The 19,624-nt window shown below is 64.4% G+C and carries 16 protein-coding genes and 1 pseudogene; 11 read left to right on the forward strand and 6 right to left on the reverse strand.

Going from position 1 to position 19,624, the window contains the following annotated elements:
• Positions 1–34: 34 nt before the first annotated feature.
• A complete protein-coding gene (gene cytX, locus PF66_RS05875) occupies positions 35–1,327 on the forward strand; it encodes a putative hydroxymethylpyrimidine transporter CytX (protein WP_054062127.1) in 1,293 nt (430 codons plus the stop codon).
• Here cytX and PF66_RS05880 read toward each other — a convergent pair.
• The gene (locus PF66_RS05880) at positions 1,296–2,027 is read right to left on the reverse strand and encodes an RsiV family protein (protein WP_054062128.1); all 732 of its coding nucleotides are present in this window, start codon (positions 2,025–2,027) and stop codon (positions 1,296–1,298) included. The two genes, cytX and PF66_RS05880, sit on opposite strands and share 32 nt — an antisense overlap.
• A gap of 209 nt (positions 2,028–2,236) precedes the next feature.
• Here PF66_RS05880 and PF66_RS05885 point away from each other — a divergent pair, with 209 nt between their 5' ends.
• The 9 genes and pseudogenes from PF66_RS05885 (at position 2,237) to PF66_RS05920 (ending at position 11,112) form a co-directional block, all read left to right on the forward strand.
• On the forward strand, positions 2,237–2,854 hold the full coding sequence (locus PF66_RS05885) for an NUDIX domain-containing protein (protein WP_054059399.1): 618 nt from the start codon (positions 2,237–2,239) through the stop codon (positions 2,852–2,854).
• Positions 2,845–3,297 (forward strand): DUF1249 domain-containing protein, encoded by a 453-nt coding sequence (locus tag PF66_RS05890; RefSeq protein WP_054059400.1) that lies wholly within the window; start codon positions 2,845–2,847, stop codon positions 3,295–3,297. The genes PF66_RS05885 and PF66_RS05890 overlap by 10 nt, the downstream gene beginning before the upstream one ends.
• Positions 3,298–3,440: 143 nt before the next feature.
• Positions 3,441–4,259 carry a 3',5'-cyclic-AMP phosphodiesterase gene (gene cpdA, locus PF66_RS05895; RefSeq protein WP_054059401.1) on the forward strand — a complete coding sequence of 273 codons (819 nt, stop codon included), beginning with the start codon at positions 3,441–3,443 and terminating at the stop codon, positions 4,257–4,259.
• Positions 4,260–4,352: 93 nt separating this feature from the next.
• Complete coding sequence (locus tag PF66_RS05900) at positions 4,353–4,961, forward strand: YqiA/YcfP family alpha/beta fold hydrolase (protein ID WP_054059402.1); 609 nt, start codon at positions 4,353–4,355, stop codon at positions 4,959–4,961.
• A 39-nt stretch (positions 4,962–5,000) separates the two neighbouring features.
• Complete coding sequence (gene parE / locus PF66_RS05905; protein ID WP_054059403.1) at positions 5,001–6,905, forward strand: DNA topoisomerase IV subunit B; 1,905 nt, start codon at positions 5,001–5,003, stop codon at positions 6,903–6,905.
• Positions 6,905–7,885, forward strand: coding sequence for an esterase-like activity of phytase family protein (locus tag PF66_RS05910; protein WP_054062129.1), 981 nt, complete (start codon positions 6,905–6,907; stop codon positions 7,883–7,885). Before parE ends, PF66_RS05910 begins: the two co-directional genes overlap by 1 nt.
• Positions 7,879–7,953 (forward strand): annotated as a pseudogene (locus PF66_RS33800) (TIGR02281 family clan AA aspartic protease); the annotation flags it as partial. The gene PF66_RS05910 and the pseudogene PF66_RS33800, both read left to right, overlap by 7 nt.
• A 10-nt stretch (positions 7,954–7,963) precedes the next feature.
• A complete protein-coding gene (parC, locus tag PF66_RS05915; protein WP_054059404.1) occupies positions 7,964–10,222 on the forward strand; it encodes a DNA topoisomerase IV subunit A in 2,259 nt (752 codons plus the stop codon).
• A gap of 176 nt (positions 10,223–10,398) precedes the next feature.
• The gene (locus tag PF66_RS05920; RefSeq protein WP_193394189.1) at positions 10,399–11,112 is read left to right on the forward strand and encodes a PqiC family protein; all 714 of its coding nucleotides are present in this window, start codon (positions 10,399–10,401) and stop codon (positions 11,110–11,112) included.
• Positions 11,113–11,169: 57 nt separating this feature from the next.
• Here PF66_RS05920 and PF66_RS05925 read toward each other — a convergent pair whose 3' ends face one another.
• Positions 11,170–12,696, reverse strand: coding sequence for an AhpA/YtjB family protein (locus PF66_RS05925; RefSeq protein WP_054062131.1), 1,527 nt, complete (start codon positions 12,694–12,696; stop codon positions 11,170–11,172).
• Between the two features lie 132 nt (positions 12,697–12,828).
• On the opposite strand from PF66_RS05925, the gene serB reads away from it, so the two are divergent.
• Entirely contained in the window at positions 12,829–14,040 is a 1,212-nt protein-coding gene (gene serB / locus PF66_RS05930) for a phosphoserine phosphatase SerB (protein ID WP_054062132.1), read from the forward strand.
• Positions 14,041–14,193: 153 nt separating this feature from the next.
• Here the strand turns inward: serB and PF66_RS05935 are convergent, their stop codons facing one another.
• The 4 genes from PF66_RS05935 to PF66_RS05950 form a co-directional block, all read right to left on the reverse strand.
• Positions 14,194–15,999, reverse strand: coding sequence for a hypothetical protein (locus tag PF66_RS05935; protein WP_054062133.1), 1,806 nt, complete (start codon positions 15,997–15,999; stop codon positions 14,194–14,196).
• 198 nt (positions 16,000–16,197) lie between these two features.
• On the reverse strand, positions 16,198–17,061 hold the full coding sequence (asd, locus tag PF66_RS05940; RefSeq protein WP_054059409.1) for an archaetidylserine decarboxylase: 864 nt from the start codon (positions 17,059–17,061) through the stop codon (positions 16,198–16,200).
• Between the two features lie 18 nt (positions 17,062–17,079).
• A complete protein-coding gene (locus tag PF66_RS05945) occupies positions 17,080–17,895 on the reverse strand; it encodes a rhodanese-like domain-containing protein (protein ID WP_054059410.1) in 816 nt (271 codons plus the stop codon).
• A 43-nt stretch (positions 17,896–17,938) separates the two neighbouring features.
• Complete coding sequence (locus PF66_RS05950; RefSeq protein WP_054062134.1) at positions 17,939–19,480, reverse strand: HDOD domain-containing protein; 1,542 nt, start codon at positions 19,478–19,480, stop codon at positions 17,939–17,941.
• Between the last annotated feature and the right edge of the window lie 144 nt (positions 19,481–19,624).

Below are 19,624 nucleotides of genomic sequence, written 5' to 3' on the forward strand. Positions count from 1 at the left end.
CTTGCAATCCATACACCTATTTTCGAGATCAGCCGTGAACACACCTGTCAGCACCTATTCCCCCGATCTCGCCGTCCCGCTCGACAAGCGCGTGTTCGGCGCGCGCGACCTGTTTTCCCTGTGGTTCTCCCTCGGCATCGGCCTGATGGTGCTGCAGACCGGTGCCCTGCTGGCGCCGGGGTTGGGGCTGGCCAGCTCGTTGCTGGCGATCCTGGTTGGTACGGCGGTCGGCGTACTGCTGCTGGCGGCCGTCGGTGTGATCGGCAGCGATACCGGACTGGCTTCCATGGCTGCTTTGAAACTCAGCCTCGGCCAGTATGGCGCGAGCCTGCCGGCGATCCTCAACCTGCTGCAACTGGTGGGGTGGGGCGCGTTCGAAATCATCGTCATGCGTGATGCCGCCAGCCTGCTCGGTGGCCGGGCCTTCGGCGAAGGCAGCCTGCTTGCCAATCCGTTGCTCTGGACCCTGCTGTTCGGCGCGCTGGCCACCTTGCTGGCGGTCAGCGGTCCGCTGACGTTCGTGCGCAAGATCCTGCGCAAGTGGGGTATCTGGCTGTTGCTGGCGGCGTGCCTGTGGCTGACCTGGAACCTGTTCGCCAAGGCCGACCTGGTGGCGCTGTGGGCCCAGGCCGGCGATGGTTCGATGGCGTTCGCCGTGGGTTTCGACATCGCGATTGCCATGCCGCTGTCCTGGCTGCCGCTGATCGCCGACTACTCCCGGTTCGGCAAGCGTGCGCAAGGTGTGTTCGGCGGCACCGCGCTGGGTTTCTTCATCGGCAACCTGTGGCTGATGAGCCTGGGCGTGGCCTACACCCTGGCCTTTGCGCCGAGCGGCGAGGTCAATGCCCTGCTGCTGGCCCTGGCGGGTGCCGGGATGGGGATCCCGCTGCTGCTGATCCTGCTCGACGAATCGGAAAACGCTTTCGCCGACATCCATTCGGCGGCGGTCTCCAGCGGGACCCTGCTGCCATTGAAGGTCGAGCAACTGGCCCTTGCCATCGGCGTGCTCTGCACCTTGATCGCCTGCCTGGCACCCCTGGCGCAGTACCAGAACTTCCTCCTGCTGATCGGCTCGGTGTTCGCGCCGCTGTTCGGCGTGGTGCTGGTCGACCACTTCATCCTGCGCCGGCGTGGTTGCGTCGTGGTGTCGCCAGCCTTGCGCTGGTCGGCGCTGCTGGCCTGGCTGGGGGGTATCGGCACCTACCACCTGCTGGCCAGTTTCCATCCGGAACTCGGTGCGACCCTGCCGTCGCTGCTGCTGGCAGGGCTGCTGCAACTGCTGTTGGGCAAGGTCTTCACTGCCGGGCGGGAAACCGCTCGGGCTTGAGGATGCCGTTGAGGCGCGAGTAGTCGACCTTCAGGTCGATCAGGCCCATGGCGTAGGGCGCGATGGTCGTCACGTTGTACTTGAGCAGTACCCCGTCGCTGGTCAGGGCAACGTTCGGGGTGGTCTGGAAGGGCCAGGTACGAACGAAGTCCTGGTCTACGCGATTGTTGATCTGCCAGCTGTTGTGGGCGACCTTGACCAACTTCCAGAAGGCTTCTTCCTGGCCCGGCAGCAGTATGTCCTGCAGGGTCAGGGCCTTGTGTTCCTCGCGTGACCAGTTGATGAAGCTGCGACTCGGCGTGCCCTGGGGGGTACCGTTGTCCAGGTAGCTGATCAGCTCGATGATCACCAGGCCGTCATGCTGTTCGAGTACCTTGGCTTGCAGATAGCTGCCCTGGCTGCTGGCGGAGGTGGCGAGGAACTGATCCTGGTAGGCCTTGAGCGACGTCGGCAACGGCGTGGCTTGGGTCATCTGCAGCAGGCGGCGCTCGATCAGGCTGTCCAGTTGCGGTTCGCTCGGAAAGTGCACCGTGTCGATGTTCACCAGCGGGCAGTCCGGATCGTTGCAGCCCGGCTTGACCTGTTCCCAGGCGTCGCGCTTGAACTCCAGCGGCTTCTGCGTGGCGGGTTGGAACAGACTCTGGCACGCACCGAGGGTCAGGGCGATGCAGGTCAGCGAGGCGATTTTTAGAAACGACATGTACGTCCTTCGTCGGCGAAAGATAGGTCAGGGAGAGCGTGCTTTGACTGTCAGCGGCGGACTCGGTTCGCCACTACGCTAATTAGAGTAGGTTTCGGTGGCAGCCGTCTATCCCGACAATGGGAAAGTGGCTGCATCAGCAGGTGTCGGCGCGTTAGGATGGCGCGAAGTCGAGGGGGAGCCTCGCCGCTACAGCAAAGAGGATCAGCATGACCGACATCAGCAAGTCCAGTCCGACGAAAGTCGAGATCATTCGCCGGGAGAACTGCTTCAAGGGCTTCTACCGGCTTGATCGCCTGCACCTGCGCCATGAGCTGTTCGCCGGTGGCATGGGCAAGGAGATCAATCGCGAGGTGTTCGTGCGCCATGATGCGGTGTGTGTGCTGCCCTACGATGCCCGGCGCGATGAAGTGGTATTGCTGGAGCAGTTCCGGGTCGGCGCCATGGACAAGACCGACAACCCGTGGATGGTCGAGCTGGTGGCCGGCCTGATTGACAAGGACGAGCAGCCGGAAGAGGTTGCCCATCGCGAGGCGCAGGAGGAAGCTGATCTGGCGCTGCAGGCGCTGTGGCCGATCACCCGCTACTTCCCGTCGCCTGGCGGCAGCAATGAGTTCGTTCATCTGTACCTGGGGCGTTGCCAGACCGAGGGGGCCGGCGGCCTGTATGGGCTGGTGGAGGAGAGCGAGGACATCCGGGCGACGGTCTGGGCCTTCGATGATGCCCTGCAGGCCGTGCGCGATGGGCGGATCATCAATGCGGCGTCGATCATTGCCTTGCAGTGGCTGGCGTTGAATCGTGCCGAAGTGAGGGGCTTATGGTCGTAAGTCTGCTGCGCGAGCGTTATCGGGTCGATCTGATCGGGCTGCAGGCAGCCTGCGAGGCGAACTATGCCCGCCTCATGCGCCTGCTGCCCGAGATGCGCGACCAGCAACGCGCCCGCCGGATTGCCGTGACCCAGGGCGACCAGATGCTTGGCGTGCTGGCCCTGGAGGTGCTGCAGGACTGTCCCTACACCACCACCCTGCTGGTGCGTCAGGAACACAGCCTGCCATGGTTGCCGGTGCCGCAGTTGCAGGTACAGGTCTACCACGATGCGCGCATGGCCGAGGTCATCAGCGCCGAGCATGCACGACGCTTTCGCAGTATCTACCCCTATCCGAACGCGGCCATGCACCAGCCGGATGAGAAGGCCCAGCTCAACATCTTCCTCGGCGAGTGGTTGAGCCACTGCCTGGCCTGTGGTCATGAATTCGAAGCGGTACGTTAATCGGGTTGTATCCGGCTAAATGTGAACTGTGCCCGTTTTCAGCCATTTCCTCTTTGCAGGTTCCCTGACCATAATTGCGCGCAATGCGGTTTTGAACGAATCGGTTGAAACCTGTCCAGCCAGCAATTGCGGGAGAGAGCGCCTTGTCGAGCGTAGCCACTCAATCGACCACCACGGACTCGGTGCTGTTGGTCCAGCTGTCCGACAGCCATCTGTTTGCCGAGGCGGACGGTACGCTGCTGGGCATGAATACCCGCGACAGCCTGCAGCGGGTGATCGATTGCGTCCTGGCCGAACAGCCGCGGATCGACCTGCTGCTGGCCAGCGGCGACCTGTCCCAGGACGGCACGCTGGAGTCCTACCAGTGCTTTCGCCGGATGAGCGGACGTATTCCGGCTCCGGCCCGCTGGTTTCCCGGCAACCACGACGAACTGCGCGAAATGACCGCGGCCGCCGCCGGCAGCGACCTGCTGGAACCGGTGGTGGATATCGGCAACTGGCGCGTGACACTGCTGGATTCCGCCGTGCCGGGCTCGGTGCCGGGGTTTCTGCAGGATGAACAGTTGCAGTTGCTGGAGCGCGCGCTCGGTGAGGCGCCGGAGCGTCATCACCTGATCTGTTTCCACCACCATCCGGTATCGATCCAGTGCGCCTGGATGGAGCCGATCGGCTTGCGCAATCCGCAGGCGCTGTTCGCCGTGCTGGAGCGCTTTCCCCAGGCGCGGGCCCTGCTCTGGGGGCATATCCACCAGGAGTTCGACCGCGAGCACCAGGGCCTGCGCCTGCTGGCCTCGCCCTCGACCTGTATCCAGTTCGCGCCGGGCAGCGAAGATTTCAAGCTCGACGACAAGGCTCCCGGCTACCGTTGGCTGCGCCTGCATCCGGATGGCCAACTGGAGACCGGGGTATCGCGTGTTCAGGACTTCGAGTTCACCGTCGATCACGGCGGTACGGGTTACTGAACTTCCCCAATATAGGTAGGAAGTATCTCAGGGCGAGTCATGGCCCCGGACTCAGGCTAAACTGCGCGTCTTTGCCCGCCAGCGAGCGATGACATGTCCGGTTCGATCCTGTATATCCACGGCTTCAACAGTTCGCCCGAGTCGAAGAAGGCCACCCAACTGACAGACGTGATGGCGATTCTGGGGCTTGGCGCACAATTGCGGGTCCCGGCCCTGCACCATCATCCACGCCAGGCGATGGCCCAGCTCGAGGCGGCGATCGCCGAACTCGGACGTCCGCTGCTGGTCGGCAGCTCGCTCGGCGGCTACTATGCGACTCACCTGGCCGAGCGCCATGGCCTGAAGGCCCTGCTGGTCAACCCGGCGGTCAGCCCGCACCGGCTGTTCGACGGCTTTCTCGGCCCGCAGCAGAACCTCTACAGCGGTGAAACCTGGGAGCTGACCCTTGACCACGTGACGGCCCTGGCCGCCCTGGAAGTGCCAGCGCCGCAGGACCCGCAACGGTTTCAGGTATGGTTGCAAACGGCCGACGAAACCCTTGATTATCGCGCCGCGCAACAGTATTACCGGGCGTGCGCCTTGCGTATCCAGGCCGGCGGCGACCACGGTTTCCAGGGCTTTGCCCGACAATTGCCGGCGTTGCTCAGTTTTGCCGGCATCGCTGCCGATAAGTACCAAGCGATCGATTTCTCTGCACTTTGAGAATGACCCCTATTCATAGACGACTGATGAAGAGACCCCATGGCCACTCCCAGCGCTAGCTCCTATAACGCAGACGCCATCGAAGTCCTCTCGGGCCTCGACCCGGTGCGTAAACGTCCGGGCATGTACACCGACACCAGTCGGCCGAACCACCTCGCCCAGGAAGTCATCGACAACAGTGTCGACGAGGCCCTGGCCGGGCATGCCAAGTCGGTGCAGGTCATCCTGCATGCCGACCACTCCCTGGAGGTCTGCGACGACGGTCGCGGCATGCCGGTGGACATCCACCCGGAAGAGGGCGTATCCGGTGTCGAACTGATCCTCACCAAGCTGCATGCCGGCGGCAAGTTCTCCAACAAGAACTACCAGTTCTCCGGCGGCCTGCACGGCGTGGGGATCTCCGTGGTCAACGCGCTGTCGACCCAGGTCCGGGTCAAGGTCAAGCGCGACGGCAACGAATACCAGATGACCTTCGCCGATGGCTTCAAGGCCAGCGAGCTGGAAGTGGTCGGCAGTGTCGGCAAGCGCAATACCGGCACCAGCGTGTATTTCTCGCCGGACCCCAAGTACTTCGACTCGCCGAAGTTCTCCGTCAGCCGCCTCAAGCATGTGCTCAAGGCCAAGGCGGTGCTGTGCCCGGGGCTGCTGGTCAGCTTCGAGGACAAGGGCACCGGCGAGAAGGTCGAATGGCATTACGAGGACGGCCTGCGCTCCTACCTGGTGGATTCGGTCAGCGGTTTCGAACGCCTGCCGGACGAGCCGTTCTGCGGCAGCCTGGCCGGTAACAAGGAGGCGGTCGACTGGGCCCTGCTGTGGTTGCCCGAAGGCGGCGACAGCCTCCAGGAAAGCTACGTCAACCTGATTCCGACCGCCCAGGGCGGTACCCATGTCAACGGCCTGCGCCAGGGCCTGCTCGATGCCATGCGCGAGTTCTGCGAGTTCCGCAGCCTGCTGCCGCGTGGCGTCAAGCTGGCGCCGGAAGACGTCTGGGAGCGGATTGCCTTCGTGCTTTCGATGAAGATGCAGGAACCGCAGTTCTCCGGGCAGACCAAGGAACGCCTGTCGTCCCGCGAGGCCGCCGCGTTCGTTTCCGGAGTGGTCAAGGATGCCTTCAGCCTGTGGCTCAACGCCAACCCCGAGCTGGGCATGCAACTGGCCGAACTGGCTATCAGCAACGCCGGGCGCCGCCTGAAGGCGAGCAAGAAGGTCGAGCGCAAGCGCATCACCCAGGGACCGGCGCTGCCGGGCAAGCTGGCCGATTGCGTCGGGCAGGACCCGCTGCGTTCCGAACTGTTCCTGGTCGAGGGTGATTCCGCCGGCGGTTCGGCCAAGCAGGCGCGGGACAAGGAGTTCCAGGCGATCCTGCCGCTGCGCGGGAAGATCCTCAACACTTGGGAAGTCGACGGCGGTGAAGTGCTCGCCAGCCAGGAAGTGCACAACATCGCCGTGGCCATCGGCGTCGATCCGGGCGCCGAGGACATGAGCCAACTGCGCTACGGCAAGATCTGCATCCTTGCCGACGCCGACTCCGACGGCCTGCACATCGCCACGCTGCTGTGCGCGCTGTTCGTCCAGCATTTCCGCCCGCTGGTGGATGCCGGTCACGTCTACGTGGCGATGCCGCCGCTGTACCGGATCGACCTCGGCAAGGAGATCTTCTACGCGCTGGATGAAGCCGAGCGCGACGGCATTCTCGACCGCCTGGTGGCCGAGAAGAAACGTGGCAAGCCGCAGGTCACCCGATTCAAGGGGCTGGGTGAAATGAACCCGCCGCAACTGCGCGAAACCACCATGGACCCCAACACCCGGCGCCTGGTGCAACTGACCCTGGACGATTTCGCCGCGACCGCGGAAATCATGGACATGCTGCTGGCGAAAAAACGCGCCGGCGATCGCAAGACCTGGCTGGAGTCCAAGGGCGACCTGGCGGAGGTGCTGGTCTGATGCGCAGAGCCCTCGCGGCGCTGTTGCTGCTGGTCGCATGGCCGGCGCTCGCCGACTCGGTACCGGAGCTCAAGCTGTTGTCCGAGCATCCGGTCGAGGGCATGCGTGGTGGCAACCTCTCCGGGTTGGCGCTGTGTGGCAGGGAATTGTGGACGATTTCGGATCGCGACGATGACCTGCTGTATCGGCTGGACACCTCGAGCCGGGTCTGGAAGGCCGAGGGCACGCACCTGGAGGTACCGTCGGTACCCGACAGCGGTCTGCCCTGGGGGCTGCGGCTGAAGACCTGGGCGGCGTCGTTCATTCGCGGTGGCGAGCTGGATTTCGAAGGGCTGAGCTGCGACGACGCGGGTAACCGCTATATCGTCAGCGAGGCTCATGCGGCGGTGCTGAAGGTGCCGCCGAGTGGGGCACCGCAGTGGCTGGCGATTGCCCCGAAGCTCGTCAGCGAGGCACGGGACAATGGGATGTTGCTGCACTTCAATGCCCTGTTCGAAGGCCTGGCTGTCAGCCCGCGGGGCGATCGCCTGTGGCTGGCGGCCGAACGCGAGCGGCGTGGCCTGTTGCTGCTCGAGCGGCAATCGACACAATGGGACTGCAAGGGCTCCTGCGTGCTGATGAGCGAAGATGGCAACCAGATGCAGCCAGCGCAGTTCCCGAACGCCAGGGCGGTGACCCGCGACTTCGCCGACCTGTCGCTGTTCAAGGGCAAGCTGTTTACCCTGGAGCGCAACGCCTATCGGATCTGTCGCCGTGATGCGCAAACTGGCGAGGTCGAGCGTTGCTGGTCGTTTGCCGCCGAGGCGCTGACCGAGCCACGGCGTTATCCACAGAACTACGGTCTGGCCGAAGCCCTGGTGGTCGACGCCGACGGGGCCTGGATCGGCCTGGACAACAACGACGGGGCCCGCGCCGATGGCGAGGCCCGGCCGATCGTCTGGCGCTTTGCCGCGCCGGCAGGCGGCTGGAGCCGGCCATGAGCGCTTTGAAACAACTTGAATTCACCCAGCGTGGTGGCACCTTGCTGCTGCGCCAGACTACGAACTGATGAGGCCCGCATGAGCGAATCCCTTGATCTCAGCCTGGATGGCGTGGAACGCCGGTCATTGGCTGACTTCACCGAACAGGCCTACCTCAACTACTCCATGTACGTGATCATGGACCGTGCACTGCCGCATATCGGCGACGGCCTCAAGCCGGTGCAACGGCGGATCGTCTACGCCATGAGTGAGCTGGGGCTGGACGCCGATGCCAAGCACAAGAAGTCCGCCAGGACCGTCGGTGACGTGCTCGGCAAGTTCCACCCCCACGGCGACTCGGCCTGCTATGAAGCGATGGTGCTGATGGCGCAGCCGTTCAGCTACCGTTACACGCTGGTGGACGGCCAGGGCAACTGGGGGGCGCCGGATGATCCGAAGTCCTTCGCCGCCATGCGCTACACCGAGTCGCGGCTGTCGCGCTACTCCGAAGTGCTGCTCAGCGAATTGGGCCAGGGCACCGCGGACTGGGTGCCGAACTTCGATGGCACCCTGGAAGAGCCTGCTGTATTGCCGGCACGTTTGCCGAACATCCTGCTCAATGGCACCACCGGTATCGCCGTGGGCATGGCCACCGACGTACCGCCGCACAACCTGCGGGAAGTCGCCAATGCCTGCGTGCACCTGCTCGATGAGCCCAAGGCCACGGTGGAGGATCTGTGCAAGTTCGTCCCCGGGCCTGACTATCCGACCGAAGCGGAAATCATCACGCCCCAGGCCGATCTGCTGAAAATCTACGAAACCGGACGTGGCTCGGTGCGCATGCGGGCGGTCTACCGCGTCGAGGATGGCGACATCGTGGTGCATGCCTTGCCGCACCAGGTCTCCGGGGCCAAGGTGCTGGAGCAGATCGCCGCGCAGATGCAGGCCAAGAAGCTGCCGATGGTCGCCGACCTGCGTGATGAGTCCGATCACGAGCATCCGTGCCGTATCGTGATCATCCCGCGCTCCAATCGGGTCGATCCCGAAGAGCTGATGCAGCATCTGTTCGCCACCACCGACCTGGAGTCCAGCTACCGGGTCAACGTCAATATCATCGGCCTGGACGGCAAGCCGCAGTTGAAGAACCTGCGTTCGCTGCTGGTGGAGTGGCTGGAGTTCCGGATCAACACCGTTCGTCGTCGCCTGAAGTTCCGTCTGGACAAGGTCGAGAAGCGCCTGCACCTGTTGGACGGCTTGTTGATCGCCTACCTCAACCTGGATGAAGTGATCCACATCATCCGTACCGAGGAGCATCCCCGCGCCAAGCTGATCGAGCGGTTCACCCTCGACGATATCCAGGCCGACTACATTCTCGACACCCGTCTGCGTCAGCTGGCGCGCCTGGAAGAGATGAAGTTGCGCGGCGAGCAGGACGAACTGCTCAAGGAGCAGGCCAAGCTGCTGGCGCTGCTGGCCAGCGAAGCCAAGCTGAAGAAACTGGTGCGCAGCGAGCTGCTTGCCGATGCGCAGACCTACGGCGATGACCGCCGTTCGCCGATCGTTGCGCGTGCCGAAGCCAAGGCTTTGTCGGAAAACGAACTGATGCCCACTGAGCCGGTAACGGTCGTTCTGTCGGAAAAAGGTTGGGTTCGCTGTGCAAAAGGTCATGATATTGACGCCACCGGCTTGTCCTATAAGGCTGGCGATGGCTTCAAGACTGCGGCGGCCGGACGTTCCAACCAGTTTGCGGTGTTCATCGACTCCACCGGCCGCAGCTACTCGGTGGCGGCTCACACGCTGCCATCGGCGCGTGGTCAGGGCGAACCGCTGACCGGTCGTCTGACGCCACCGCCGGGCGCGAGCTTCGAGTGCGTGCTGCTGCCGGAGGACGAAGCGCTGTATGTCATTGCGTCTGACGCGGGCTACGGTTTCGTGGTCAAGGGTGAGGACCTGCAGGCCAAGAACAAGGCGGGCAAGACGCTGTTGAGCCTGCCCAACGGTTCGAAGGTGATGGCTCCGCGGCCGGTGACCGATCGCGAGCAGAACTGGCTGGCGGCGGTGACCACCGAAGGCCGCCTGCTGATCTTCAAGATCAGCGACCTGCCGCAACTGGGCAAGGGCAAGGGCAACAAGATCATCGGCGTTCCCGGTGAGCGGGTGGCCAGCCGCGAGGAGTACGTCAGTGACCTGGCGGTGCTGCCGGAAGGCGCGACGCTGGTGCTGCAGGCCGGCAAACGCACCTTGTCGCTCAAGGCTGATGACCTGGAGCATTACAAGGGCGAGCGCGGTCGTCGGGGCAACAAGTTGCCGCGTGGCTTCCAGCGCGTCGATGCGTTGTTGGTAGAGACTGGCAATTAGTCCGGTCCAGTGCGTCTGTCCTGTTTTTTTAGCGCAGGATAGACGCCGCAACACTGGAGTAACGGCGCATATTCACGGATGATATGCGCCTCTTGGGCGGCCGCATGGCGGAGCGCCCGGACGAATTTTCTGGATCAGACTGTGGCGTGCCTCACGGTGGCCACCTGGATGGGATGATGACTGTTCTGCGCCTTCCTTTAATGTTGCTGCTCACCGGCGTGCTCGGTTTGGCCGGCTGCAGCGTTAACAAGCCGGTTTCCTTATATCAGCTGGACAGTGGCACGCCGGGCCAACCTCAACAAAGCGCGGGCATGTTCGTGGTACTGGGCCCTGTCACCCTGGCCGACTACCTGCAACGCGAAACCCTGCTGCAACGTCAGCCCGACGGCAGCCTGACGGCGGCAACCGACGGCCGCTGGGCGGGTAGCCTGTCTTCGGACATCAACCAGTTGCTGGTCCGGCAACTGGCCTGGCGGCTGGACAGCCAGCGGGTCGTGCTGTCGCCGGCGACGGCTGGCGCGACACCGGATGTGCAGGTGCTGCTGTCGATCACCCGCCTGGACTCCGGCACCAAGCAGCCGGCGATCCTCGATGCCCAATGGCGCCTGCTGGATCGGCGTGGCCAGGTGCGGGACAACCGTATCGTGCACCTGGAGCAGCAGCATGCCGGTTCCTCGGCGGCACAGGTCCAGGCCCAGGGGGAGTTGCTGCAGCGTCTGGCCGAGCAGTTGAGCGTGGCCCTCAAGCCACTGGCCAACCAGCCGCCGGTTGCCGAAGTGAGGAGCAAGCCGCCAGCCGCACCGGCCCCGACCAAGCAGGCCGAACCGCAGAAGCCGAAGATCCCGATGGCCACGCCGATCCGCACGGATATGGAAGTGTTCCGTTTCTGAGGCCACGCCGGATAACAAAAAGCCCGCACTCGTTGCGGGCTTTTTTGTGGGTGGCGATTACTTGCCGCTGCTCTCGTGCATCCGGGCCAGCTGGCGTTCCAGCATCGATGGATAGGGCTCCATCAGTCGCTCGACGCAGCAGGCACCTTCGGGGCTGGCGATCGGGCGGATACGGGCACGCTGGCGAATCAGCGGATCGTCGCTGATCTGCCGCTCCACCAGCAGCAGGTTGCGGCTGTGTTGCGACAGCGCCAGGGCGTCCTGGGCGGTTTCGGTCAGCAGCAGGTCGATCTGGCTGACGCCGAACAGTTCTTCGCCAAGGGTCAGACCCAACTGCAGTTGCAGGGTGATGCCGCTGTCGGCGACTTCGATCTGCAACTGGTGGCCCAGGGCCCTGAGCAGTTCGCCGCAGCAGATGGCGTTGGTCAGGTAGTCGTCGCCGCTGTCCTCGGTGTGGAACAGCATCAGCGTGCTGCCATCGTTGAGGGTGTGCAGTTCGCTCTGGTACAGCGAGGCGGCCTGGTCCAGACAGTCGCGATAGCGCTCCAGCAGTTCGGTCAGGCGAGCCTTTGGCAGACGGCGCAATTGGTCCTGGGCACCCAGTTGCACGGCAAGCACCGCGCTGTGCTGGGGCTGTGCGGGAACCACCGGTTTCGCCGCGGCGGTGCCCTGCGGGCCCTCGCGCAGATCGGCGAACGGGTCTTCCTCGTCGTCCAGTTCGTCGTCCACGCTGTTGCGTGGCGCAGGGCGGGCCGTCGGTCTGGCGGGCGCGGCTGCGCCGCTGTCGAAGCTCGGATCACGCAGGTTGCGCACCTGGAAACTCTGCCCGGCCGGCGCTTCTTCCTCGTAGTCGTCGTAGTCGATTTCCGGCTCCGGCTCGGGCTCCGGTTTCACCGGGGCAAAGCGCGAATGCAACTGGCGGGCGAGGTCGCCGATCTCATCCTGACGCCGGGTGGCCGGGGTGTGTTCGTCCATGTCCCGCAACCAGACCCGCAATTGCAGCAGCGGCGTCGAGATATGCCGACCCAGACGCAGGCTCAGGGCCAGGGCCAGGGCCAGCAGGATGGCGCTGAGGATGCCCATGCTTTGCAGGCTGATGGTCATCGGCTGCTGGAACTGGGCCATGTCCAGGCTGATCCGCAGGTTGCCGGCAGTCACGTCCTGGAAGGTGATCTTGGTCTGGTAGACGCCTTCGGTCTCGCCCAGCAGGCCGCTTTTCGGGCGCTGGCCGGCTTCGGCGAGGATCCGGTTGTCGACGCTGTAGATCGCCGCATGGGCCACCAGCGGGTTCTTCGTCAGGTTGTTGAGCAGCACGTTGAGGCTGAGGATGTCGTTGGACACCAGCAGCTCGGTCGCCGAGGTGGCGGTCTGGGTGGTCAGGCTCTGGCCAAGGGCGTCGGCCTGCTGGTGCATGGCTTCCTTGAACTGCAGCCCCATCACGCAGGCGTAGATCACCAGCGCCAGCGCGACGAGAATCACGTTGTGGCTGGCAATACGCAGTGCAATCGGTACCCGGCGGTGACGCAATGCCCGGAAGATCAGCAGGAAGAAGTTATCGGTTTTGACTGGCGTGGGCCGGTTCACTGAGCGCGGCTCTTTTGTCCGTGAAGTTGACGCGCAGTATAGCGAGAGGCCCTAGACCGGCAAAGCGCTGGCGGTGCCGATGGTCACTGAAAGTGGGTAGAATGCGACTTTTTTAACGAACGGGGGTGCGCTTTGCGCGAAATCGTCCTGATTAACATCACCGGTGGCGACCGTCCGGGTCTCACCGCAGCCATTACCGGCGTGCTGGCGCAAGGTGGTGTGAACATTCTCGACATCGGTCAGGCGGTTATCCACGACACCCTGTCGTTCGGCATCCTGGTCGAGGTACCCGGCGGCGAGCAGTCGCCGGTGCTGCAGCAGGTGCGGTCCACGGCCGATGGCCTGGAGCAGCAGGTGCGCTTCACGGCGGTCTCGGAAGACGACTACCGGCGCTGGGTCGCCAGCGAGGGCCAGGATCGGCATATCGTCACCCTGCTGAGCCGCAAGGTCACTGCCGAGCAGGTGCAGCGGGTCAGTGCGATCACTGCGCGCCACGGCCTGAACATCGAACGTATCGACCGCCTGTCGGCGCGTCTGCCGCTGGACGTTGCGACTGCATTGAGCAAGGCCTGTATCGAGTTCTCGGTACAGGGTGCGGCGGCCGACCCGCAGGCCTTGCGCGCCGAATTCCTGGGCCTGGCCCAGGAGCTGAACATCGACGTGGCCTTCCAGGAGGATTCGCTGTTCCGTCGCAACCGGCGCCTGGCGGTATTCGACATGGACTCCACGCTGATCGAGGCCGAAGTCATCGACGAACTGGCCAAGGCCGCCGGCGTGGGCGAGCAGGTCTCGGCGATCACCGAGCGGGCGATGGCCGGCGAGCTGGATTTCCGCGCCAGTTTCAAGGAGCGCCTGGCGCTGCTCAAGGGGTTGGATGTCAGCGTGCTGGACTCGATCGGCGCCTCGCTGCGTCTGACCGAAGGCGCCGAAGTCCTGTTTGCCGAACTCAAGCGCCTGGGCTACAAGACCGCGATCCTGTCCGGCGGTTTCACCTACTTCGCCCGGCAGTTGCAGGCCAGGCTGGGGATCGACTACGTCTTCGCCAACGAGCTGGAAGTGGTCGACGGCCAGTGCACCGGTGTCGCGATCGAGCCGATCGTCGATGCCCAGCGCAAGGCCGACCTGCTGCGTGAACTGGCTGGCAAGGAAGGCCTGAGCCTGGAGCAGACCATTGCGGTGGGGGATGGTGCCAACGACCTGCCGATGCTGGCGATCGCCGGCCTGGGCGTGGCGTTCCGGGCCAAGCCGCTGGTCAAGCAATCGGCCAGGCAGGCCATTTCGACCCTTGGCCTGGATGGGGTGCTGTATCTGCTGGGCATGCAGGACCGTCACGGCCGCAACTGATGGCCCGTCCTTGCCCGGGCGGGTTCATGTGCCCAGGCACCTGATAGCGGGCTTGCAGGCGCAGGGCTTGCCCGCGAAGCTTTCAGCGCCCGTGAGGGCGCCTTCGCGGGAACGTCGGATCGCCGAACCGCCGCTGCTGCAGGCGGTGCTCTTCTAGAGCGTTTTCCACAGTGAGCCGAAATCTTCCTCTGGGCCCGCTACGCCGGCTCCCGAGGTCTCGTTCCTGACCGTTGCCGGCTGTTCGAACAGTCGATATTCGAACTGGTTGAAACTGCCGGTACTGGCCTTTCGGTTATTCAGCCCGGCGCGACGCTCCTCGCCATGGGTGTTGATCATCACCTTGTGACCTTCCTGGAACGGCAGGCGCGGTGCCAGCAAGGTGGCGGGCACGCCGATGGCGCTGATTTCCGGCAGCAGCAGGGCGCGCAGGTACTGGCTGTTTTCCTCGCTGTTGCGCACCAGTTGCAGGCCGCATGGCTGGGCATGGGGGGCGATCAGTTCGATGCCCATCTGCGTACCGCCGCTGCGCACCTGGCGAATCCAGCGTACCACCGCGACGCTCCAGCCCTGGGACGTCGCATCCTGAATGCCCACCAGTTCGCCCGCCTGCAGTTGGCTGGGGACTTCCCGCGGCCAGGCCAGGCAGTAACCGCCAGGGCTGTGGTTGATGATCTGCAGGCTGAAGGTCGGGAAATCCTCGGCGCTGTTGGCCGCCGCCTGGCTGATTTCGGCTTCCGTCGGGTGATACTGGATTTCCTCGTAGGGCAGCAATGTGTCGGCGCTGCTCTGGCGTTCGGCATCGAAAGCCAGGGTCCAGCTGTCCTTCTGGCTGCTGTTGGCCAGTTGCGCGGTGAAATGCGCGGCGCGACTGGCGTTCGGGCTCTTGAGAAGCTCGCTGAAGGAACGTTGCCCGCCCAGGTAGAAATGCAGGGCACTCATGCCGATGCACAGGGTGAGGGAGCCCTGTCCCGGTGTGCGCTGGAAACTCCGTTCGGCTGATTCGCCCCAGGCCGCGCAGAGGTGCTGCAGGGTGTCCAGGCTCAGGCCACTGGGCACCAGCAGGCGCGAGTGGCTGCGCTGCTCGACGGGCAGGTCGAGGTATTCCTTCATGGCCTCGACCAGACTCAGGGTGTTGATGCCCATCAGACCGGGCTGTTGCTCGGCGGCGAACAGCGAGGTGTAGCGTGGCGGTGCATCGGCCTGTGGGGCAACGGCGAACAGGCTCGATGCCAGGCCGGCATCCTGCAGCTTGACCAGCGTGCTCCAGGGTTCGAGGACTTCCGCCAGCCGGGCGATATTGTTCTGGCGCATCTGGTTGCAGCGTGAACAACCCAGCAGCAGCGCGACAATGTAGGTCTGCTCGATGGTCAGTGACGGGGTCTGGCTGGCCAGTTCGTCACGGACCGGGTTGTGCTGCAGTTGATGGGCAATGGCGACCTGGTACAACTGGTGCACTTCGAGCCACAGGCCTTCCGGCACCGGGCAGTACAACTGGCTGGCCCGGACCAGCGGGCCATTGAGGCAGTGCAGGGCACGCTGCAAGGCCATGGTCAGCAGCCCGGCGCGTTCCTTGCTGAACCTGGACGCGACACGCATCGCGATCTGCTTGTAGCCGATGGCCAGGTGATTCTGCAAAGCCTGGCAGAGGTTGGCGACCTTGCGTGGACGCTCATCGAGTACGACGGACTGGTTGAGGAAATGCCGCTCCAGGTGCTTGCAGACGTAATACACCTCGGGGCGTATCAGTTCGAGCAACTGCAGGCGGTTTTCGCTGGGGGTGAGCAACTGGTTGAGTTCGGCCAGCCCCTGATACAGCAGGCGCGCGGTCTCACCGAGGTTGGCTTTTGGCAGTTCGGCGATCCAGCGTCTCAGATCACGCGGTGTGCCATCGCAGAATGACAGGCTCGACTGCGTGGGTGTTGGCGCGCGCAACAACAGATGGGGGCTTGGATTGCTCATCTAACGGGCCAGCTCCAGCAAGGAAAACGTGCATCGTCCATCGGCAAGGTGACAAAAAATTGGTGGCAATATAATGCCACGACTCTAACAGCAATACGGTACAGGTGCATCGTTGGTGGTCGGCTCAGATTGCGACCGATTGTCCGTGGTATGACCTCGCGGGTTCGAGCGGCGTCGGACCGCGAGGTCACCAGCCTATCAGGCGTCCTTGGGCAAGCCCAGGCCCTGGCCCATGGCCACCGTCGAACCGGCTGCCAGGCCTTCGGCCCATTTCACCTGGTCCGGACCGAACAGAACGATGGCGGTCGAACCCAGCTTGAAGCGCCCGAGTTCGGCGCCCTTTTCCAGATGGATCGGCGCACGGGCCGCTTCATCGTAGCGGAACGTCTTGAGTTCGCGCTTGGGGGGCGTGACCAGGCCGGCCCAGACGGTTTCCACCGAGGCGACGATCATCGCGCCGACCAGCACCACGGCCATCGGCCCGCGCTCGGTGTCGAACAGGCAGACGACGCGCTCGTTGCGGGCGAACAGTTCCGGTACGTTCTCGGCGGTGGTCTGGTTGACCGAGAACAGACGGCCTGGCACGTAGACCATTTCGCGCAGGGTGCCGGCCAGCGGCATGTGGACCCGATGATAGTCCTTGGGCGACAGGTAGATCGTGGCGAACTCGCCGCCCATGAACGGCGCGGCCAGTGCGGCATCGCCGCCCAGCAACTCGAGGGCGCTGAAGCTGTGGCCCTTGGCCTGGAAGATCCGGCCGTGTTCGATCGGGCCGAGCTGGCTGACGGCGCCGTCGGCCGGGCAGAGGATCGCCCCCGGGGTCGGGTCGAGCGGCCGCGCGCCGTCTTTCAGGGCGCGGGTGAAGAAGGCGTTGAAATGCTCGTAGGCGGTCAGGTCTTCAACCAGCGCCTGGGACATGTCCACTTGGTAGCGCTTGGCGAACCAGGCGGTGAAGGCGTTCTTGAACCAGCGCACCCGGCATTCGGCGATGCAGCCGGCCAGGCGCGACAGCAGGTGGTGAGGCAGCAGGTACTGGCTGAGGATGAACAAACTCTTTTTCATCAAGGATCCTTGGGAATCTCAAATCTCTACAGGGGTGTCGGGGTGGTTGCCCCATTCGCCCCAGGAGCCGGCATAACCCTTGACGCGCGGATAACCGAGCGCCTTGGCCACCAGATAGGTGAAGCCGGAGCGGTGGTGGGTCTGGCAATGGGTGATCACTTCCTTGTCGGGAGTGATGCCCAGGCTGTCGAGGATTGCCGGCATATCCTTGCGGATGCGCAGGCTGCGCGCCTTGTCCATGCCGGCGGTCCATTCGAAGTTGACTGCGCCTGGAATGTGTCCGCCCTTGGCGGCCAGCACCTTCTCGCCGGAATACTCCAATGGGCCGCGGGCGTCCCAGATCGCCAGGTCGGGCGCGCCCAGGCGCGACTGCAGGTAATCGCGGGTGGCGGTCGGTTCGTCGTGCAGGGTCAGGGCAACCGGGCCGCCGGCAACCGCCGGGATGTCCTCGGACACCGGCAGGCCTTCGTCCAGCCACGCCAGCAGGCCGCCGTCGAGGTAGTGGTAGCGGGTGTGGCCGATGACATCCAGCAGCCAGATGAAACGGCCGGCCCAGCCGCCGCCTTCATCGTCGTAGACCACGTAGACCGCGTCCGGGTTGTGGCCCAGTTCGCCGAACAGGGCTTCGAGCGCCTCTTGCGGTGGCATCAGCCCCGGAGCCGGTGGCTGGCCCAACTGGGTACGCTTGGGGTCGACGAAACGTGCGCCGGGGATATGCCCCGCGCCGTAGCGGGCGCTGCTGGTCAGGTCCACCAGGATCAGCCCGGGGGTGTCGAGGCGCGGCAGCAGGTCGCTGGGCTCGATCACCAGCGGCAAGCCAGAGAAGTCAGGCATGTGGGTTCTCCTGGACGCAAAGGGGAGGATTGTAGCGCAAGCTTCAGGCGCTGCGGTTGGTAAAGGCGTGCAGCGCCTTTTCGATGCATTGCATGGTTTTGCCGAAGGCTTGCACGGTGATCTCCGAAAACGGCACGCCCGCCTGGTCGGCCAGGATCACCATCACCACCCGACCGTTGTTGCTCAGCGAGCGCAACAGCAGGTGTTCGCCGGGAAGGAATTGCGCCCGCAGGCTGTTGGGCAGCAGTGCCTGGAACTGGCGAGCGTTTTCTGGCGACAGGCGAATCTGCGCGGGCTGGTTCATCAGTCGTTGCAGCAGCGTGCTCTGGGCCACCTGCAGGATCAGATTGCTCGCCTCGGCGGGAAGGCCGGCGGTCTGGTGCACCCGCAGTGCGCTGCGGCTGCGGTCGGTCATCAGGATCATCACCCGGCGCAGGCCGCAGGCCGCCAGGGCGTCGCGGGCCACGGTGGTCAGGTGCATGGCGTTGGTGAAACGGCTGGGTTCGGCCAGCAGTTGTGCGCAGTGCCTGCGCCAGAGCCCCATCGCCGCGGCGTCAGGGGCAGCGGCCGGCAACAGGTCGGCATGCACGCGGCGCACATGCCACGGCCAGATCAGAGCCTCGGCCGGGTGCCACAGGTCCTGCATCGAATGCTGGTTGGCGCTCTGGGCCGCTTGCTGGTGGATCTGTTGCTGCAACTCGTTCATCGGCTGCTGCAGGTACAGGCTCGACAGGTACTGCCAGCGCAGGCAGTGCGGGCTGTCCCAGGCCTGTTGTGCCGCCACGGCCAGGCCGTTGGCCAGCAATACGGTGTTGGCGGGCTGGTTCAGCCAGCGGCGCAGTTCGGGGTCGGCATCCAGTTGCTGTTGCTGGTGCAGGGGGCTCTCATTGTCGCGGGCGATATGCAGTGCCTGGGCGAGGGTCTTGCGTTCGTTGAGCAGCGTTTGATAACCCTGGGTCACCCACACTGGCAGGCGCCAGAACTCGGCCATGGCCTGGCATAGCTCCAGCAGGCGCACGCCGAACAGCTCCCGTTCGACCCTGGCGGCGGGCTCGTGCTTGTGCAGCACCCGCAGTTCCCAGGTTTCGAGCAGCCTGGGGTGGGTCAGTGCCAGTGGCCACAGGGGGGCCAGGAACAGCAGGCTGCCCCAGTGGATATCCTGCCAGAGCCGGGCCAGGCGGGCGGCAAACAGGCCGTTGGCCTGCTGGCTGGCATGCTGGCTGATCAGTTGCAACTGGCGCAGGGCGATCGGAATGTCTTCGGGCAGTCGTGCGGGCAGGCGCTCAAGCAACTCCTCGGTACGTTTCAGACCGAGGCGATTGATCGCGATCTCGAGGTTTTCGGCCGGCTCGGTCATGCTGCCGTGGGTGTGATGGTTGGCTTCGCAGATCACGCTCAGCGCCAGGGCCGGGCTATCCTGCATCAGCTCGGCGATGTCGCGCAGCGAGCTGCGGCTGTCGCGGATGGCCCGGCAGACGCGGTCGTGGCTGTCCTGCGGGACGGGCAGGCGAACGCCCTGCAACAGCCTGGTCCAGCCTTGCAGGGTGTTCGGTCTTGCACTGGACACAGCCGTTTGATTCGTCATGATTAAGCGCGATCATCACCATAAATGCGCCCGGAACGGGCCTGACGGCGCTGCGCTGGTCCTGCCGCCGAGGCCATGCACTGCCGGTTTTCTGGCTTTTCGCCTGAACTGGCTATAGTCTGGCGCAGTTTCGCCGATAAGTAG

The sequence above is a fragment of the Pseudomonas asplenii genome (genome assembly GCF_001293465.1).
GTDB lineage: Bacteria > Pseudomonadota > Gammaproteobacteria > Pseudomonadales > Pseudomonadaceae > Aquipseudomonas > Aquipseudomonas fuscovaginae_B.

Coding starts and splice junctions, on each gene's coding strand:
- asd (WP_054059409.1), bottom strand. CDS start 17,061: ATGAAAAAGAGTTTGTTCATCCTCAGCCAGTACCTGCTGCCTCACCAC.
- PF66_RS05880 (WP_054062128.1), bottom strand. CDS start 2,027: ATGTCGTTTCTAAAAATCGCCTCGCTGACCTGCATCGCCCTGACCCTC.
- PF66_RS05900 (WP_054059402.1), top strand. CDS start 4,353: ATGTCCGGTTCGATCCTGTATATCCACGGCTTCAACAGTTCGCCCGAG.
- parC (WP_054059404.1), top strand. CDS start 7,964: ATGAGCGAATCCCTTGATCTCAGCCTGGATGGCGTGGAACGCCGGTCA.
- parE (WP_054059403.1), top strand. CDS start 5,001: ATGGCCACTCCCAGCGCTAGCTCCTATAACGCAGACGCCATCGAAGTC.
- PF66_RS05945 (WP_054059410.1), bottom strand. CDS start 17,895: ATGCCTGACTTCTCTGGCTTGCCGCTGGTGATCGAGCCCAGCGACCTG.
- PF66_RS05950 (WP_054062134.1), bottom strand. CDS start 19,480: ATGACGAATCAAACGGCTGTGTCCAGTGCAAGACCGAACACCCTGCAA.
- PF66_RS05885 (WP_054059399.1), top strand. CDS start 2,237: ATGACCGACATCAGCAAGTCCAGTCCGACGAAAGTCGAGATCATTCGC.
- PF66_RS05920 (WP_193394189.1), top strand. CDS start 10,399: ATGACTGTTCTGCGCCTTCCTTTAATGTTGCTGCTCACCGGCGTGCTC.
- PF66_RS05910 (WP_054062129.1), top strand. CDS start 6,905: ATGCGCAGAGCCCTCGCGGCGCTGTTGCTGCTGGTCGCATGGCCGGCG.
- PF66_RS05890 (WP_054059400.1), top strand. CDS start 2,845: ATGGTCGTAAGTCTGCTGCGCGAGCGTTATCGGGTCGATCTGATCGGG.
- PF66_RS05935 (WP_054062133.1), bottom strand. CDS start 15,999: ATGAGCAATCCAAGCCCCCATCTGTTGTTGCGCGCGCCAACACCCACG.